We start from the raw sequence: 16,037 nt of genomic DNA, 5'->3' as shown, positions 1-16,037 counted from the left end.
AACCCCCGGTTCCGGCGGGGCGCCCGCCCGCCGGTCCGTGTCCACGCCGCCCCGTCCCCTCGGCGGCGTCCCCCTGTTCGGATCATGGCGGGCAGGCTAGCGGACCGACGGCCGCTCGCGGGGCGTTCCGGGCCCTTTCCCGCGTCCGCCCGCGGAACGGTCGGCGTCCGGCGGCCGGGAACCACCCGGCGTTAGGGTCGATCTTCATGAGAGCTGTCCGCCGGTTCACCGTGCATGCGCGCGTCCCCGAGGAGTTGACCGGGCTGACGGAGCTGGCCACGAACCTGCGGTGGACGTGGCACCCGCCGACCCGGGACCTGTTCGCCTCCATGGACGACGCGCTGTTCCGGCGGATCCGGGACCCGCTGCGCATGCTCGCCGAACTCCCGGCCGCGCGGCTGGACGAACTCGCCGGAGACGAGAACTTCCTCGCCCGGACCCGGCGGATCAGCGGCGACCTGCGGCGGTACCTGTCCGAACCGCGCTGGTACCAGCGCAGGGCGGCGGAGGCGGGGGACGGGGAGCGGTTCCCGGGCGCGGTCGCGTACTTCTCCATGGAGTTCGGCGTGCACGAGGCGCTGCCGAACTACTCCGGAGGGCTCGGGGTGCTCGCGGGCGACCACCTCAAGGCCGCCTCCGACCTCGGTGTCCCGATGATCGGGGTCGGCCCGCTGTACCGGGCGGGGTACTTCCGGCAGTCGTTGTCCCTGGACGGGTGGCAGGTCGAGCACTACCCGGTGATCGATCCGAGCGGGCTGCCCCTGGAACAGCTCACCGACCACGCGGGGGAACCCGTGATGATCCACACGGCCATGCCGGGCGGCCGGGAGCTGTCGGCGCAGGTGTGGCTGGCACGGGTGGGCCGGGTGCCGCTGCTGTTGCTGGACACCGATGTGGACGGCAACGACGACGACCTGCGCGGGGTGACCGACCGGCTCTACGGCGGCGACGCCGACCACCGCATCCGGCAGGAGATCCTGGCGGGCATCGGCGGGATGCGGGCGGTGCGCCGGTACTGCGACCTGACCGGGCACCCGCAGCCCGAGGTCTTCCACACCAACGAGGGCCACGCCGGCTTCCTCGGCCTGGAACGGGTCCGCGAGGTGCTCGACAGCTCCGAACTCGGCTTCGACGAGGCGCTGTCGGCCGTGCGGGCGGGTACGGTCTTCACCAGCCACACCCCGGTGTCCGCGGGGATCGACAAGTTCGGCACCGATCTGGTCAAGCACTACTTCGGCGACGGGCGGCTGCTGCCCGGGGTGCCGTTCGACCGGGTGCTCGCGCTCGGCGCGGAGGACGACCCCGCACGGTTCAACATGGCGCACATGGGGTTGCGGCTGGCCCAGCGCGCCAACGGCGTCTCGGCCCTACACGGCCGCGTGTCCCGGCGGATGTTCACCCGGCTGTGGCCGGGCTTCGACACCGACGAGGTCCCGATCTCCTCGGTGACCAACGGGGTGCACGGCCCGACCTGGGTGGCGCGGGAGATGAGCGCACTGCTCGGCGGCAGCGACGAGGAGTGGGGGCACGACGGCGACGTCAGCGGGATCGACCCCCGGGTGACCGACGAGCAGCTGTGGGCGCTGCGCCGGGAGTTGCGCGAGAACCTGGTCCACGAGGTGCGCAGGCGCGCCCGGGAGGCCTGGCTGCAGCGGGGCGCCTCGGCCCTCGAACTGAACTGGACCGACCGGATCTTCGACCCGGACGTGCTCACCGTCGGTTTCGCCCGCCGGGTGCCGACCTACAAGCGGCTCACCCTGATGCTGCGCGATCCGGACCGGTTGCGTGCGCTGCTGCTCGACGCCGACCGGCCGATCCAGATCGTGGTCGCGGGCAAGTCGCACCCGGCGGACGAGGGCGGCAAGGCGCTGATCCAGCAGATCGTACGGTTCGTCGACGACCCCGCCGTGCGGGAGCGGATCGTGTTCCTGCCCGACTACGGCATGTCCATGGCCCGGTACCTGTACCGGGGGTGCGACGTCTGGCTGAACAACCCCACCAGGCCGCTGGAGGCCTGCGGCACCTCGGGCATGAAGGCGGCTCTCAACGGGGGGCTCAACCTGTCCGTCCGGGACGGCTGGTGGGACGAGTTCTCCGACGGCAGCAACGGGTGGGCCATCCCCACCGCCGACGGCGTCACCGACCCCCTGATGCGGGACGACCTGGAGGCCGCGGCGCTGTACGACCTGCTCGGCCAGCAGATCGCCCCGCTGTTCTACGACCGCGACGAGTCGGGTGTGCCGCGCGGGTGGCTGTCGATGGTGTGGCACACCCTGCGCACCCTCGGCCCGGAGGTGCAGGCCTCGCGGATGGTGCGGGAGTACGTCGAGTCGTCCTACCGGCCGGCTGCCACCACGGTGGCCGCGGCGGCGGAGGAGGGCTACGCGGGTGCCCGGTCGCTGGCGGACTACCGGCGGCGGGTGGACCGGTGCTGGTCGCAGGTGCGGGTGCTGGCCACGGACCTGTCCGTGCAGGGCAGCGAGTCCCCCGTGGTGGGCACCCCGGTGCGGGTGAGCGCGCGGGTCGATCTGGCGGAGCTGTCCGAGTCGGAGGTCGAGGTCCAGGCCGTGGTCGGTCGGGTCGGCGACACCGACGACCTGCACGACGTGACCACCGTGCCGATGAGCCCGCAGTCCGGCGGCGAGTTCGCCACCACCGTGCCGCTGCCGTTCGCGGGCTCGCTCGGCTACACCGTGCGGGTCCTGCCGCGGCATCCGCTGCTGGCCGATCCGGCCGAACTCGGCAGGGTGGTGCTGGCGTGAGGCCGCCCGCGCGTGCGGCCCCGTGCCGGATCCGGGGACACCGTCGGCGACAATGACCCGTGTGAACGACGTGGCGGTCCCGGAGAACCTTGCCGATCTCGTGATCCACATGGCCGGTGTCGGGGTCCGGCGCGGCGGCAACACGCTGCTCGCCGAGCTCGACTGGGCGGTGGAGCTGGACGAACGGTGGGTCGTGCTCGGTCCGAACGGCGCGGGCAAGACCACCCTGCTCAAGCTGGCCGCCGCCGAACTGCATCCGACGACGGGCACGGTCCACGTGCTGGGCGAACGTCTCGGCCGGGTCGACGTCTTCGACCTGCGCACCCGGATCGGCTTCACCTCGGCGGCGCTGAACGGCCGGGTGCCGTCCGACGAGAAGGTGCGCGACGTCGTGCTGAGTGCGGGCTACGCCGTGCTCGGGCGCTGGCGGGAGGACTACGACGGCGTCGACACCGCGCGTGCGGACGAACTGCTGGCCGCGCTCGGCATCGGCCATCTCGGTGACCGCACCTACGGCACCCTGTCCGAGGGGGAACGCAAGCGCACGCTGGTCGCGCGGTCGCTGATGACCGACCCCGAGCTGCTGCTGCTCGACGAACCCGCCGCGGGACTGGACCTCGGGGGCCGGGAGGACCTGGTGGCGCGGCTGTCCGCGCTGGCGCTGGACCCGGACGCGCCCGCGATGACGCTGGTCACCCACCACGTGGAGGAGATCCCGCCCGGGTTCACCCACGCCCTGCTGCTGTCCGAAGGGCGCGCCGTGGCGTCCGGGCTCCTCGACGACGTCCTGACCGGGGAGAACCTGTCCGAGACCTTCGGTCAGGACCTGGAGCTGCACCGGTCGGGGGACAGGTACTTCGCCCGTCGTCGCTGACCGGGCCTACCGATGGGTAACCTCACCGTGGGGCACCCGTGGCCGACCGAGGTACCCGCGCCCGGGAGGTGCGGGCACGTGAACGAAGGAGGATGGCGTTGGGCGAGTTCGTACGTCTCGAGGTCGAGGGCGGCGTCGGCACGATCCGGCTGGACCGGCCGCCGGTCAACGCACTGAACGACCGGGTGCAGGCGGAGCTGGCGGAGGCCGCGCAGGAGGCCGCCGACCGGGACGACGTCCGTGCCGTCGTGCTCTACGGCGGGGAGAAGACCTTCGCCGGGGGCGCGGACATCAAGGAGATGGCCGGGCGTTCCTACGCCGAGATGACCCGGTTCGGCGCGGCGCTGCAGGACTCGCTGACCCGGCTCGCCGAGCTGCCCAAGCCCACGGTGGCCGCCGTGACCGGGTACGCGCTGGGGGGCGGGCTCGAACTGGCCCTGACCGCGGACCGGCGGGTGGTCGGCGACAACGTGAAGGTCGGCCAGCCCGAGATCCAGCTCGGCATCATCCCCGGCGGGGGCGGCACCCAGCGCCTCGCCCGGCTGATCGGGCCGAGCCGCGCCAAGGACCTGGTCTACACGGGACGGTTCGTCAAGGCCGAGGAGGCCGCCTCGATCGGGCTCGTGGACGAGGTCGTGGCCCCGGACGACGTCTACACCGCCGCGCACCGGTGGGCCGCCCAGTTCGTGAACGGCCCCGCCCTGGCACTGCGCGCGGCCAAGGCCGCCATCGACGGCGGACTCGACACGGATTTGCGCAACGGCCTGAAGCTGGAGACGCACCTGTTCACCGCGCTCTGGGCCACCGAGGACCAGAGCAGGGGCATGGAGTCGTTCCTCGAGAACGGTCCCGGCAAGGCGACCTTCGAGGGGAAGTGACGTGGCGGGACCGTCCGACCCCACGGTGACCGGCCCGGGTGTCCCCGGGCCGGCGGGGGACCCGGCGCCGAACCCGCACGCGAGCGCCGAGGAGGTCGAGGCCGCCTACGCCGACCCCAAGCTTGCCAACGTGCTCTACCACGACTGGGAGGCGGGCACCTACGACGAGAAGTGGTCCATCTCCTACGACGAGCGGTGCATCGGCTACGCGACCGACGTCTTCGACGCGGTCGCGGGGCGCCCGGACACGCCCTACGGCACCGCGATGGAGCTCGGCAGCGGGACCGGGTTCTTCCTGCTCAATCTGATGCAGGGTGGGGTGGCCTCGACGGGGTCGGTGACCGACCTCTCGCCGGGCATGGTGGAGGTCGCCCTGCGCAACGCCGCGCGCCTCGGCCTCGACGTGGACGGCCGGGTGGCCGACGCGGAACGGGTGCCGTACGACGACGACACCTTCGACCTCGTGGTCGGGCACGCCGTGCTGCACCACATCCCGGACGTGCGGGCGGCGATGCGCGAGGTGCTGCGGGTGCTCAAGCCCGGCGGCCGGTTCGTCTTCGCCGGGGAGCCGACCCGGATCGGCGACTTCTACGCCCGCAGGCTCGGGCAGCTCACCTGGTGGCTGACCACTACGCTCACCAAGCTGCCCGCCCTGCGCGGCTGGCGGCGGCCCCAGGCGGAGCTGGACGAGTCGTCCCGCGCCGCGGCGCTGGAGGCGGTGGTGGACCTGCACACGTTCGACCCGTCCGAGCTGGAGCGCACCGCCCGCGCGGCGGGGGCGGCGGACGTGCGGGCGGTCACCGACGAGTTCAGCGCGGCCCTTGTCGGCTGGCCGGTCCGCACCTTCGAGGCGGCCGTCCCGGACGAGAAGCTGACTCTGCGCTGGCGGTTGTTCGCGTACCACGCCTGGCTGCGGCTGTCCGCTGTGGACCGCAAGCTGTTGTCCCGGGTGTTGCCGCGGGAACTGTTCTACAACGTGATGATCACCGGCACGAAGCCGTCCGCGCCGACGGCTCCGTAGGTGCGGACGTGGCGTACGCCTTCTCGCTCGACGACGTCGCGTTCCTGCGCTCGCCGCGGGGCGGGGAGGCGCTCGCGGCCTGTGCCGACCTGCCGCTGACCGACGCGAGCAGGCTGACCGACGTCGCGACCGCCCGGAAACGGGTCGGCCCGGAGTACGCGGCCGCCGTGCTGGAGACGGAGCTGCTGCGGCGCCGGGCCGGGGCGAAGGTCGAGGACCCCGCACGGTGGCTGTTCACCGGGGAGGCGTTGGAACAGGCCAGCGTCGCCCCGGTGGCCCGGCACCGGGCGCGCAGGCTGGCCGGGCGGGACGTGCACGACGTCACCTGCTCGATCGGTGCCGATCTCGTCGCGCTGGCCCGCACGGCACACCGCTGTGTCGGCTCCGATCTGGACGAGGTGCGCCTGCGGATGGCGGCGCACAACGCCGGCGTCGCCGGGGTCGCGCCGGTGCTCGTCCGTGCCGACGCGCTGCGTCCGGTGACCCGGGACGGTGTCGTGGTGGCCGACCCGGCCCGCCGCGACGCGGGCGGACGGCGCCGGTGGCGTCCCGGGGACTTCGTGCCCCCGCTGGACGACCTGGCGGACACCTACGCGGGGCGCGACCTGCTGGTCAAGACGGCTCCCGGCCTGGACCCCGCCGCCGCGCCGTGGGCCGCCGAGGTGGAACTGATCTCACTGGACGGCCGGGTGCGGGAGGCGAGCCTGCTCAGTGCGGGGCTGGCGACGGCGTCCCGCCGGGCCACCGTGCTGAGCTCGGACGGCACCGGCTGGAGCATCACCGACGCCGAACCGGACGACGTGGCCGTCGGCCCGCCCGGGCGGTGGCTGGTCGATCCGGACGGGGCGGTGGTGCGCGCCGGCCTGGTGCGGCACTACGCGGCCCGGCACGGCCTGTGGCAGCTCGACGAGCACATCGCCTACCTGACCGGGGACGCCCCACCTCCCGGTGTGCGGGCGTTCCGGGTGCTCGACCACGGCCACTACAGCGAGAAGACGCTGCGGGCCATCCTGCGCGCCCACGAGGTCGGCAGGCTGGAGATCCTCGTCCGTGGCCTGGACGTCGACCCGGACGCGCTCCGCCGCAGGCTCAAGCCCCGCGGCCCGAACGAGGCCACCGTGGTCCTCACCCGCCTCGGCCGCACCCCCACCGCCCTCCTCTGCCGAGCCGAACGCACCCCCACCCCCTGACCGCGAGCCCCGCGAGTTGCCGCTCCATGCCCGCGAGTTGCCGCGCTGTGCCCGCGAGTTGCCGCTCCAGGACGCCGAGTCGACGCCGCGATTCCGCGAGTCAACGTTCCAAAGCACCGGGTAGCCCTCGGGTCGGAATGCCGGCGTGTCGGTCGGCTCCCGGCAGACGGACCCGGGGCGCCGACACACGGTCCGGGAGCGCCGACTCGTGGCCATGGAACGTCAACTCGCGGTTCTGGAGTGGCGACTCGCGGGCCTGGAGTGGCGACTCGCGGTTTTGGGGTGTGGACTCGCGGGGGTGGGGGGAGAATGCCGGTATGTGCCGAAACATCAGGACCCTGCGCGCGCCGTATGCCGAGACCGTCAGCGACACCGACATCCGGGCGGCGGCGCTGCAGTACGTCCGGAAGGTTTCCGGATTCCGGCAGCCCGCGGCGCACAACACGGCGGCGTTCGACCGGGCCGTGGACGCCGTCGAGGCGGCGACGGCCGAGCTGCTGTCCTCGCTGGAGGTGCGGGGGCACCCGGGCGGGGTCAGTCCGACGTCGGGCTGACCAGCACCGGGCACGGGCTCCGGGTCAACAGCTCGGCCGTGACGCCGCCCAGCAGCAGCCGGGTGAAGCCGGTGCGCCCGTGGCTGGCGGTGAGAGCGAGCGCGTCGGGGCGTTCGCCGAGCAGTTCCGCGATCGCCTCGGCGGGATTGTCCCCGGTGAGCAGGGTCGCCGTGGTCGGCACGGTGCTCCCGCTCAGCTCGTCGGCGACCCCGGTCAGGCGGGCGTGCAGGCGTTCCCGCTCCACGTCGGACCGGGTGGGGTCGGCGACGTGCACGAGTTCGAGCTCCAGCCCGAAGTCCCGGCCCCACGCCCGCGCGGCGGTCAGCGCGGACTCCGACCGCGTGGAACCGTCGAGGCACACCACCAGCCGCCGGTACCGTTCCGGCGCGTCCTCGGCGCGGTGACCCGGACCGACCAGCAGGACGGGCTCCTCCGCGGCCCGCAGCACGTGCGCCGAGACGCTGCCGAGCACGAGCCGGGCGAGTTCGTCGCGGTGCAGCGCGGACATGCACAGCAGCGTCCCCCGTTGTTCCCCGGCCATCCCGGCGATCACGTCCCCGGGCCAGCCCGCGCCCACGACGCTGACGTCGATGTCGTCGTGCGGCAGGCCGTCGGCCAGCTCGTCGAGGTCCTGCGCCCAGTTGCCGCGCACCGGGTCGTAGACGGTGACCAGCTCCATCGGGCACCCGCTCGCCCGGGCGATCCGCACGGCCGGGTCCAGGACCTGCCGGGCCCAGTCGGAGGCGTCCAGCGGCACCAGCACCCGCGTCACCGACACGGTGGTGTCAACCATGTCCACTCCGCCTCACCCGGATCAGCGAGGTCGACGCTGCGCGAAAGGTAAACTCCGGGTACGGTCCCGCCTCCGAACCCCGGGGAGTTATGAGCCTCCAACTACCTGCCGACTGGTGGATCCTGCTCGTGGCGACCCTGTTGGTGGGGGGTGTGCTCGCGGCCGGGTTCGCGAACCGGCTCCGGTTGCCCGGTCTGCTGCTGTTTCTCGTACTCGGCATGGTCATCGGCGACGAAGGGCTCCAGTTGGTCACGCTGGACGACCCCCGCGTCGCCCAGATCGGGGGAACCATAGCGCTGTTGCTCATCCTCTACGAGGGTGGGCTGACCACCAAACCCCGGGACGTCCGGCAGGCCGCCGTACCGGGCATGATGCTGGCCACGGTGGCCGTGGTCCTCACCGCGGCCGCGCTCGGGGCGGCGGCGTATCTGCTGCTCGACCTCGGCCTGATGACGGCGCTGCTCATCGGTGCGGTCGTGGCCTCCACCGACGCGGCGGCGGTGTTCGCGATGTTGCGTCGCGCCCCGCTCCCGCGCAGGCTCTCCTCGTTGCTCGAGGTCGAGTCCGGAGCCAACGACCCGATCGCGATCATGCTGACGATCGGGCTGGTGGAGACGTGGCGCGGGGATCCCGGCGTGTGGGACTGGGTCGGGTTCGCCGCGCTCCAGCTGGTCGGTGGGTTGGCCGTCGGCGCCGGGGTCGGACTCGTCGGGAGTCGGCTGCTGATGCGCGTCAACCTCGGTCCCGCCGGGGTCTACCCGGTGCTCGCGCTCGGTGTGGCGGGCATGTCGTACGGCCTCGCGGCGGCCGTCGGGGCGTCGGGGTTCCTCGCCGTCTACGTCACCGGCCTCGTGGTGGGCGCGCAGGTGCCGCTGCACCGCAGGGGTATCCGCACGTTCCACCAGGGGTTGTCGAGCACCGCCGAGGTCGGCCTGTTCCTCATGCTGGGCGTGCTGGTGTTCCCGTCCGAGCTGCCCGGGGTCGTGGCGCCCGGGCTCGTCGTGACCGTCCTGCTGGTGCTGGTGGCGCGGCCGATCGCGGTCCTGCTGTGCCTGGGCTGGCAGGGCTACACCTGGCGGGAACTGGTCTTCGTGTGCTGGGTCGGGCTCCGCGGCGCGGTACCGATCGTGCTGGCCACGTTCCCGTTCCTCGCCGGCTACCCGGACGGCGCGTTCATCTTCAACATGGTGTTCTTCGTCGTGCTCGTCTCCGCGGCGGTGCAGGGGGTCAGCATCCGCACGGTCGCCGGCTGGCTCGGCCTGCGCGACCCGTCCGCGAGCTCGGCGACGGTCGCCGAGGACGTGCCGATCGGCGACATCAACACCGAGATGATCGAGGTGCGGGTCACCGACGACCTGCATCTCGCCGGACGGCAGCTCCGCGAGGTCACACCACCCCAGGGGCTGATCACGACGATCATCCGGGGCGGGCGGGTGCTCATCCCGACCCCGCGGACCCGGTTCCGCAGCGACGACCTGGTGATCGTGGCGATGCCCCGGCAGCAGAACGCCGCGAAGCTGGTGACCGCCTGGGCACGGGGGGAACTGGAGCCCGAACCGGTGTGAGCCGCGCGCGCACCGGCGCCGGGTTCTGTGGGTCAGCACACGTATCCGTTGCGTGATACTTGCACAGTGCGCAAGTATCCGGCACCGTCCGGGGTGGTCCGCGTCCGTCGTGGCCCCGCGGGCGGGGTCCGACCCGGCCGGACTGTGCGCGCACTGGGGGTGCACACAGGCCGGGCCGGGTTGGCCCACCTCGTCGCTCAGGCCGTCGGTCTGCCCGCCCCCGCGTAGTTGTCCCCCGGGCGCCGGTAGTTGTGCACCTGGACGGCCTGGCCGAACGTCGGGGCGTCGATCATCTGCTGATTGCCGATGTAGAGCCCGACATGGTGGATCTTGGTCTCCGGTTCGCCGTAGAAGACCAGGTCCCCGAGCCGGGGCTGTTCCCCGGCGGGGACGGGGGTGATGCTGTGGTACTGGGTGTGCGCGGTGCGCAGCATGTCGATCCCGGCCTCGCCGTAGGCGGCCGTGGTCAGTCCCGAACAGTCGAAACCCTGATCGCCCCGCTCCCGGCCGTTGCCGCCCCACACGTACGGCAGGCCGATCTTGTCGATGGCGAAGAAGACGGCGTCCAGCACCGCCGGGTGGGGCTCGTCGCCGTCCTGGCCGACCGTGCCGTACACGTTCGCGGTGGCCAGCGTCCGGTGCAGGAACAACGGCTCGTCGTGCAGCGCGGACACGCCGGCCAGCCATCCGTCGCCGTCGGAGAGGTCCCGCCGGTCGGCGCACAGCGCACGGCCCGCGGTCAGGGCCGCGTCGTCGAGGTCCTGGATGTCGGGGGTGTCGTGCGTGGCGCTCGCCTGCCACTCCCGCCACACCCGGGGGGTGAGTTGCAGCGGCCCCGCCGCGCCCGGCTGCGAGACCACCGTTCCCTCGAAGTCGCGCACCTCGATCGTGCCGATCGGGTCGGAGACCGTGCCGTCGTCGGCGATCGCGCGGTCCCCCGTGCGGCCGTGATCACTCACTGTCCGCCCCACCCCGGCGAGTGTCACCCAGGAGAGATTGCACTGCGGCTGTTCGTCGCTGAGGGTCACGGTTGCCGCGGCGTAGGCGTGCATCGCGCGGCGCGGGATGTCCAGCCATCCGGCGACCTCGTCCACCCACTCCTCGAACCGGGGCCCCGACGCCGGCGGCGTGTCCGGGCCCCGTGGCGGCGTGGTGGGGGCTTCCGTGGCGGGGCCGGACGTCGCTCCCGACGCGTCCGACGGTGCGGCCGGGCCGGTGGCCGACGGGACCCCGGTGGTCGCGTCGGTGCGTTCGTCGTCCGTGGCCGCCGGGGTGAGGTCGGCCTCGCGCGGACCGAGCCCGAGGGCGACGGCGAACACGGCGAGAGCGACCACCGTCGAGACGACGGCGATCAGCACCGCCCGGTGCCGCGGTGTCCGGTCGCGTGTCCCTGGGGACTCCGGGTCCCCGTGGTCCACCGGGTGCGCAGGGGTGGCGTCCCCGTGCGCGGTCGTGCGGTCGTCGTCGCCCGCTGTCATGGGGACAGGATAAGCGGTCGAGACCGGCGGTGGCTCAACCAATCGATCCTTGAGTCATCCGATCCGGTTCAGTGTCCGTCACGGAGCGAATCCTGCGGGACGTATGCCGCGTCAGGGCTGCGCGAGCCGTTCGGTGAGCAGGGCCCGCAGCCGGTCCGGGTCCGCGTCGACCGCGACGTCGACCCGTCCGCCGAGGACGGGGACCTCCGTCTCACCGCGGACCTCGCTCCGCCTGCGGTCCACCACGGTGGCGCCCCGCGCGGGACCCGCCGAGGTCTCCACCGCCACCGGCAGCGACTCGGTGCGCAGCAGGCCCGGTGCGATCGCCTCCGCGACGGCGACCGCGTCGTGGATCACCATCGCGTCGGCGCCGAGGGCCTTGCGGTAGTGCGCCAGGTAGTCCGGCACCAGCGCGTGCAGTGCCGCCCCCACCGGGCCGGAGGCGGCCAGACCCGCCAGCCATTCCGCGGTCACCGCGCACCGGTAGGTGACATCCATCGGCACCAGCACGCACGGCACCTCACCGCCGGTGAGCACCCGGTGGGCCGCCTCGGGATCGCTGAAGACGTTGAACTCGGCCGCGGCCGTGGCGTTGCCCCCGCCGACCGCACCGCCCATCACGACCACCCGGGCGATCCGGTCGTGCAGGTCGGGCCGGGAGGCGAGCAGGGCGGCGATGTTGGTCAGCGGGCCGATGGGCGCCAGCGTCACCGGCTCGTCGGCCGCCTCCAGGAGGCCGGCGAGCAGCCGTCCGGCACCGCCGGGCTCGACCGGCCGGCGGGGTGCGGGCAGTACGTCCGACCGGCCGGACAGGCCGTCGTCCCCGTGCGCGGAGGACGGGCGGGTCCGGCGGGGATGCACCAGCGGCCGTGCGGCCCCTCCGGCCACCGGCACGTCCTCCCGGTCGCACAGCGCCAGCACCCGGCGGGCGTTGGCGGTGGTCAGCTCCACGTCGACGTTGCCGAAGACGGTCGTGACCCCGAGCAGGTCGACGTCCGCGCTCCGCGCCGCGAGCGCGAGCGCGAACGCGTCGTCCACGCCCGGGTCGGTGTCGATGATCAGTCTGGTGCCCATCCGTGTCCACACTCCCGTCCCGGGGCGATATCCGCCTCCATGTCTGTCGGCGTCCACGGTACGGTCCCGCCATGACGTCGATCTGGGGTTCTCCCGTGCTCGCCCGGTTCCGGGCGTGGTCCCGGGCGCGGCGCGATCCCCGCCAGGCGCGGTTCCTCACCGCCGACTCGCTGCGCTGGGTCCTGCGCCACCGGGCGTTCACCCCCTGGTACCTGGTGCGCTACTGGCGGCTGTTGACGTTCCGGCTGACCCACCCGCACATCCTCGTGCGGGGCATGGTCTTCCTCGGCCGCGACGTCGAGATCGATTGCAGGCCCGGCTACGGGCGGATGGAGATCGGACGCTGGGTGCATGTCGGCGACGGCAACGCGATCCGGTGTCACGAGGGGTCCCTGCGCATCGGGGACAAGGTCGTCCTCGGCCGGAACAACGTGCTCAACGGCTACCTCGACATCGAGATCGGCGCGGCGACCCTGCTGTCCGACTGGATCTACATCTGCGACTTCGACCACGTCACCACCGACATCCACCGCCCGATCAAGGACCAGGGCATCGTGAAGGCGCCGGTGCGCATCGGGCCGGACGGCTGGATCGGCACGAAGGTCTCCGTGCTGCGCGGAACCCGGGTCGGGCGCGGGGCTGTCCTCGGAGCGCACTCGGTGGTGCGCGGCGACGTCCCCGACTTCGCGGTCGCCGTCGGTTCCCCCGCGCGGGTCGTGCGGGACCGCGCGGCCGACTACGAGGCCGACGCGGAACGCCGGAGGGCGGTCGCGGACATGGCCCGCAAGGCCGACGAGGCACTGCGCAAGACCCTCGGCGAGGCGTGATCGTCCCCCTCACCGAGGGCGGCCGGGGCCGTGGGACCCCGCGACGGGGCGCCGGTCAGACCTCCTCCGGCTTCGGCACCGCCGGGTAGGGGACGAACGTGCTGGTGTTCTCGTCCACGGTGAGCTGCTTGCCGATCGTGGGGAACGCCCGTTGCGGACACGCCTGGCGTTCGCAGACCTTGCATCCCATGCCGATCGGTGTGGCGGCCGTGGCGTCGTCCAGGTCCAGCCCCGCCGAGTACACCAGCCGGTGGGCGTGCCGCAGTTCGCAGCCCAGGCCGACGGAGAAGATCTTACCGGGGCTGCCGTAGCCGCCGATGTTGCGCGAGATCGTGCGGGCGACCCAGAAGTAGCTCTTGCCGTCCGGCAGGGTCGCCACCTGGCTGAAGATCTTGCCGGGCGAGGTGAACGCCTCGTAGATCACCCACAGCGGGCAGGCGCCGCCCACGCGGGAGAAGTGGAACCCGGCCGCGGACTGGCGCTTCGACATGTTGCCCGCGCGGTCCACCCGCACGAAGGAGAACGGGATCCCGCGCAGCTTCGGCCGTTGCAGCGTGGACAGCCGGTGACACACCGTCTCGAACCCTACGCCGAAGTGGTCGCACAGCAGCTCGATGTCGTAGCGGAACCGCTCGGCGGCGCCGTGGAACAGCCGGTAGGGCAGGATCAGCGCGCCCGCGAAGTAGTTCGCCAGCCCCACCCGGGCCAGCGATCGGGCGGCGGGGCCGGAGAACGCCCACGAGTCGGCGATCTCGGTGATCAGGTCGTCGTATTCCAGCAGCGCGATCTGCGAGGCCATCCGGAACGCCTGTTGGCCGATGCGCAGGCTGGGCGCCATGCGCAGCACCCGGCCCCGCGGTTCGTAGCGGTGCTGCTCGCCCTCGGCCTCGTTGAGCCCCTCGCTGGTCACGGTGACGTCGTAGTGCCCGGTGAGCCGGTCGCGCAGGCCGTTGCGGATCTCGTCGCGGCGCAGGCCCAGGTCGTGGTACATGCGCTCGGCGCGCTCGTCGAGTTCGGCGACGTAGTTCTCCCGCTCGTAGAAGAAGTCCCGCACCTCCTCGTGCGGCAGCGGGGCCGCCGCGCTGCCGTGCGACCCCTGGCCGTCCTCGGTGACCAGCGCGGCCGTGCTCTCGACCGCGTTGCGGTAGCTGCGGTGCAGCTTGACCAGCGCCTCGGCCACCGACGGCAGGTTCTTGGCCAGGTCGTTGATCTCGCCGCGGGAGACGTCCGCCCCGATCGACTCGTCCATCAGGGCCTCCCGCACGTCCGCGACGATCCGGGAGGTGTCGTTGTCGGCGAAGAACTCGGCGTCCACCCCGAACGTCTCGGTGATCCGCAGCAGCACGGGCACCGTGAGCGGACGGCTGTTGTGCTCGATCTGGTTGAGGTAGCTGGGGGAGATGTCCAGCAGCCGGGCGAGGTCGGCCTGGCTCATCGAGCGGCTCTCGCGCAGATGACGTAGGCGCGCTCCGGCGAAAGTCTTGTCCACGAGGGGGGCCCCTTCCGGAGGATTTTTCGTTCGGTACCGATCCAGCCGCGTCGATCGATCGGTGCTGCGAAGGCTTCCTTCGCAACTTCACAAGATCATAGGCAAAATTTGCACAAGTTGGCAAGTTGGAGCTCTGGCTTGGTTTTTGCAGGGCATGTCATCGTCTGTCTTAACAGGCGAGGAATCGCAAAGTTCGCAAAGTTGGAGAGACGCGATGACTGAGTCCACGGGGAAGAGCTTCGAGCAGGAAGCGGCCAAGCTGGCGAAGGAGTGGGAGTCCAACCCGCGCTGGGCGGACGTGAAGCGCTCCTACTCCGCGGAGGACGTCGTGAAGCTGCGCGGCAGCGTGGTCGAGGAGAACACCCTCGCGCGGCGTGGTGCGGAGAAGCTGTGGGACCTCCTGCACAGCGAGGACTACATCCACGCGCTCGGTGCGCTGACCGGTAACCAGGCCGTGCAGCAGGTGCGCGCCGGCCTGAAGGCGATCTACCTGTCCGGCTGGCAGGTCGCCGCGGACGCCAACCTGGCGGGCCAGACCTACCCGGACCAGAGCCTCTACCCGGCCAACTCGGTTCCCGCGGTCGTCCGCCGGATCAACAACGCGCTCGGCCGTGCCGACCAGATCAACTGGGCCGAGGGCAACACCGACATCGACTGGTACGCGCCGATCGTGGCCGACGCCGAGGCCGGCTTCGGTGGCCCGCTGAACGCCTTCGAGCTGATGAAGGGCATGATCTCCGCCGGTGCCGCCGGGGTGCACTGGGAGGACCAGCTGGCCTCCGAGAAGAAGTGCGGCCACCTCGGTGGCAAGGTGCTCGTGCCGACCAAGCAGCACGAGCGCACGCTGAACGCCGCCCGCCTGGCCGCGGACGTGTCCGACGTGCCCTCCATCGTCGTCGCCCGCACCGACGCGCAGGCTGCCACGCTGATGACCAGCGACGCCGACGAGCGCGACCACAAGTTCCTCACCGGCAACCGCACCTCCGAGGGCTTCTACGAGGTCCAGAACGGCATCGAGCCCTGCATCGACCGCGGTCTGGCCTACGCCGAGTACGCCGACCTGCTGTGGATGGAGACCTCCGAGCCGGACCTGGAGGTGGCCCGCAAGTACGCCGAGGCGATCAAGGCCAAGTACCCGAACCAGATGCTGGCCTACAACTGCTCGCCGTCGTTCAACTGGAAGAAGCACCTGGACGACGCGACGATCGCGAAGTTCCAGCGCGAGCTGGCCGCCATGGGCTACAAGTTCCAGTTCATCACGCTGGCCGGCTTCCACGCCCTGAACTACTCCATGTTCGACCTGGCGAAGAACTACGACGCCAACGACATGACCGCCTACGTCGACCTCCAGCAGAAGGAGTTCGCCGCCGAGGCGCAGGGCTACACCGCCACCAAGCACCAGCGCGAGGCGGGCACCGGCTGGTTCGACCTGGTCAGCACCGCGCTGAACCCGGAAAGCTCCACGACCGCCCTGAAGGGCTCCACCGAAGAGGCGCAGTTCTGACGGCCACCTAGGCCGCGGCAGCGCCACA

The 16,037-nt window shown here is 72.2% G+C and carries 13 protein-coding genes; 9 read left to right on the top strand and 4 right to left on the bottom strand.

Features of this window, described 5'->3' with window-relative positions; translation table 11 throughout:
* Positions 1 to 206 precede the first annotated feature (206 nt).
* From glgP to SACPADRAFT_RS0205135, 6 genes are all read left to right on the top strand, one after another.
* Entirely contained in the window at positions 207 to 2,762 is a 2,556-nt protein-coding gene (gene glgP / locus SACPADRAFT_RS0205160) for an alpha-glucan family phosphorylase (protein ID WP_007023494.1), read from the top strand.
* Positions 2,763 to 2,814: 52 nt separating this feature from the next.
* Positions 2,815 to 3,636 (top strand): ABC transporter ATP-binding protein, encoded by an 822-nt coding sequence (locus SACPADRAFT_RS0205155; RefSeq protein ID WP_007023493.1) that lies wholly within the window; start codon positions 2,815 to 2,817, stop codon positions 3,634 to 3,636.
* 98 nt (positions 3,637 to 3,734) lie between these two features.
* A complete protein-coding gene (locus tag SACPADRAFT_RS0205150) occupies positions 3,735 to 4,514 on the top strand; it encodes an enoyl-CoA hydratase/isomerase family protein (protein ID WP_007023492.1) in 780 nt (259 codons plus the stop codon).
* Between the two features lies 1 nt (position 4,515).
* Complete coding sequence (locus SACPADRAFT_RS0205145; protein ID WP_007023491.1) at positions 4,516 to 5,535, top strand: class I SAM-dependent methyltransferase; 1,020 nt, start codon at positions 4,516 to 4,518, stop codon at positions 5,533 to 5,535.
* Positions 5,536 to 5,543: 8 nt separating this feature from the next.
* Positions 5,544 to 6,725, top strand: coding sequence for a class I SAM-dependent methyltransferase (locus SACPADRAFT_RS0205140; RefSeq protein ID WP_007023490.1), 1,182 nt, complete (start codon positions 5,544 to 5,546; stop codon positions 6,723 to 6,725).
* A 317-nt stretch (positions 6,726 to 7,042) separates the two neighbouring features.
* Positions 7,043 to 7,279, top strand: a complete 237-nt coding sequence (locus SACPADRAFT_RS0205135; protein ID WP_007023489.1) for a DUF2277 domain-containing protein — start codon at positions 7,043 to 7,045, stop codon at positions 7,277 to 7,279.
* Here SACPADRAFT_RS0205135 and SACPADRAFT_RS0205130 read toward each other — a convergent pair.
* Positions 7,260 to 8,072, bottom strand: a complete 813-nt coding sequence (locus SACPADRAFT_RS0205130; RefSeq protein ID WP_007023488.1) for a universal stress protein — start codon at positions 8,070 to 8,072, stop codon at positions 7,260 to 7,262. The two genes, SACPADRAFT_RS0205135 and SACPADRAFT_RS0205130, sit on opposite strands and share 20 nt — an antisense overlap.
* An 89-nt stretch (positions 8,073 to 8,161) precedes the next feature.
* Here SACPADRAFT_RS0205130 and SACPADRAFT_RS0205125 point away from each other — a divergent pair, with 89 nt between their 5' ends.
* A complete protein-coding gene (locus SACPADRAFT_RS0205125) occupies positions 8,162 to 9,637 on the top strand; it encodes a potassium/proton antiporter (protein ID WP_007023487.1) in 1,476 nt (491 codons plus the stop codon).
* A 197-nt stretch (positions 9,638 to 9,834) separates the two neighbouring features.
* Here SACPADRAFT_RS0205125 and SACPADRAFT_RS0205120 read toward each other — a convergent pair whose 3' ends face one another.
* Positions 9,835 to 11,115, bottom strand: a complete 1,281-nt coding sequence (locus tag SACPADRAFT_RS0205120) for a C40 family peptidase (protein WP_007023486.1) — start codon at positions 11,113 to 11,115, stop codon at positions 9,835 to 9,837.
* Between the two features lie 111 nt (positions 11,116 to 11,226).
* Positions 11,227 to 12,189 (bottom strand): nucleoside hydrolase, encoded by a 963-nt coding sequence (locus tag SACPADRAFT_RS0205115; protein ID WP_007023485.1) that lies wholly within the window; start codon positions 12,187 to 12,189, stop codon positions 11,227 to 11,229.
* A gap of 71 nt (positions 12,190 to 12,260) precedes the next feature.
* Between SACPADRAFT_RS0205115 and SACPADRAFT_RS0205110 the strand changes: the two genes are divergently transcribed.
* Positions 12,261 to 13,016, top strand: coding sequence for an acyltransferase (locus SACPADRAFT_RS0205110; protein WP_007023484.1), 756 nt, complete (start codon positions 12,261 to 12,263; stop codon positions 13,014 to 13,016).
* A 55-nt stretch (positions 13,017 to 13,071) separates the two neighbouring features.
* Here the strand turns inward: SACPADRAFT_RS0205110 and SACPADRAFT_RS0205105 are convergent, their stop codons facing one another.
* Entirely contained in the window at positions 13,072 to 14,505 is a 1,434-nt protein-coding gene (locus tag SACPADRAFT_RS0205105; RefSeq protein WP_028662227.1) for a short-chain fatty acyl-CoA regulator family protein, read from the bottom strand.
* Positions 14,506 to 14,719: 214 nt separating this feature from the next.
* On the opposite strand from SACPADRAFT_RS0205105, the gene aceA reads away from it, so the two are divergent.
* Positions 14,720 to 16,009: an isocitrate lyase gene (aceA, locus tag SACPADRAFT_RS0205100; protein ID WP_007023482.1), complete on the top strand. Its 1,290-nt coding sequence runs from the start codon at positions 14,720 to 14,722 to the stop codon at positions 16,007 to 16,009.
* Positions 16,010 to 16,037: the final 28 nt, after the last annotated feature.

The organism is Saccharomonospora iraqiensis subsp. paurometabolica YIM 90007 (assembly GCF_000231035.2).
In the GTDB taxonomy this organism is placed as follows: Bacteria; Actinomycetota; Actinomycetes; order Mycobacteriales; family Pseudonocardiaceae; genus Saccharomonospora; species Saccharomonospora paurometabolica.
This window is presented reverse-complemented; position numbering and strand designations above follow the sequence as displayed.

Bases quoted from the DNA above. Each gene is read 5' to 3' on its own strand.
- SACPADRAFT_RS0205135 (WP_007023489.1), top strand. From the start codon at position 7,043: ATGTGCCGAAACATCAGGACCCTGCGCGCGCCGTATGCCGAGACCGTC.
- aceA (WP_007023482.1), top strand. From the start codon at position 14,720: ATGACTGAGTCCACGGGGAAGAGCTTCGAGCAGGAAGCGGCCAAGCTG.
- SACPADRAFT_RS0205130 (WP_007023488.1), bottom strand. From the start codon at position 8,072: ATGGTTGACACCACCGTGTCGGTGACGCGGGTGCTGGTGCCGCTGGAC.
- SACPADRAFT_RS0205155 (WP_007023493.1), top strand. From the start codon at position 2,815: ATGACCCGTGTGAACGACGTGGCGGTCCCGGAGAACCTTGCCGATCTC.
- SACPADRAFT_RS0205120 (WP_007023486.1), bottom strand. From the start codon at position 11,115: ATGACAGCGGGCGACGACGACCGCACGACCGCGCACGGGGACGCCACC.
- SACPADRAFT_RS0205110 (WP_007023484.1), top strand. From the start codon at position 12,261: ATGACGTCGATCTGGGGTTCTCCCGTGCTCGCCCGGTTCCGGGCGTGG.
- SACPADRAFT_RS0205115 (WP_007023485.1), bottom strand. From the start codon at position 12,189: ATGGGCACCAGACTGATCATCGACACCGACCCGGGCGTGGACGACGCG.
- glgP (WP_007023494.1), top strand. From the start codon at position 207: ATGAGAGCTGTCCGCCGGTTCACCGTGCATGCGCGCGTCCCCGAGGAG.
- SACPADRAFT_RS0205125 (WP_007023487.1), top strand. From the start codon at position 8,162: ATGAGCCTCCAACTACCTGCCGACTGGTGGATCCTGCTCGTGGCGACC.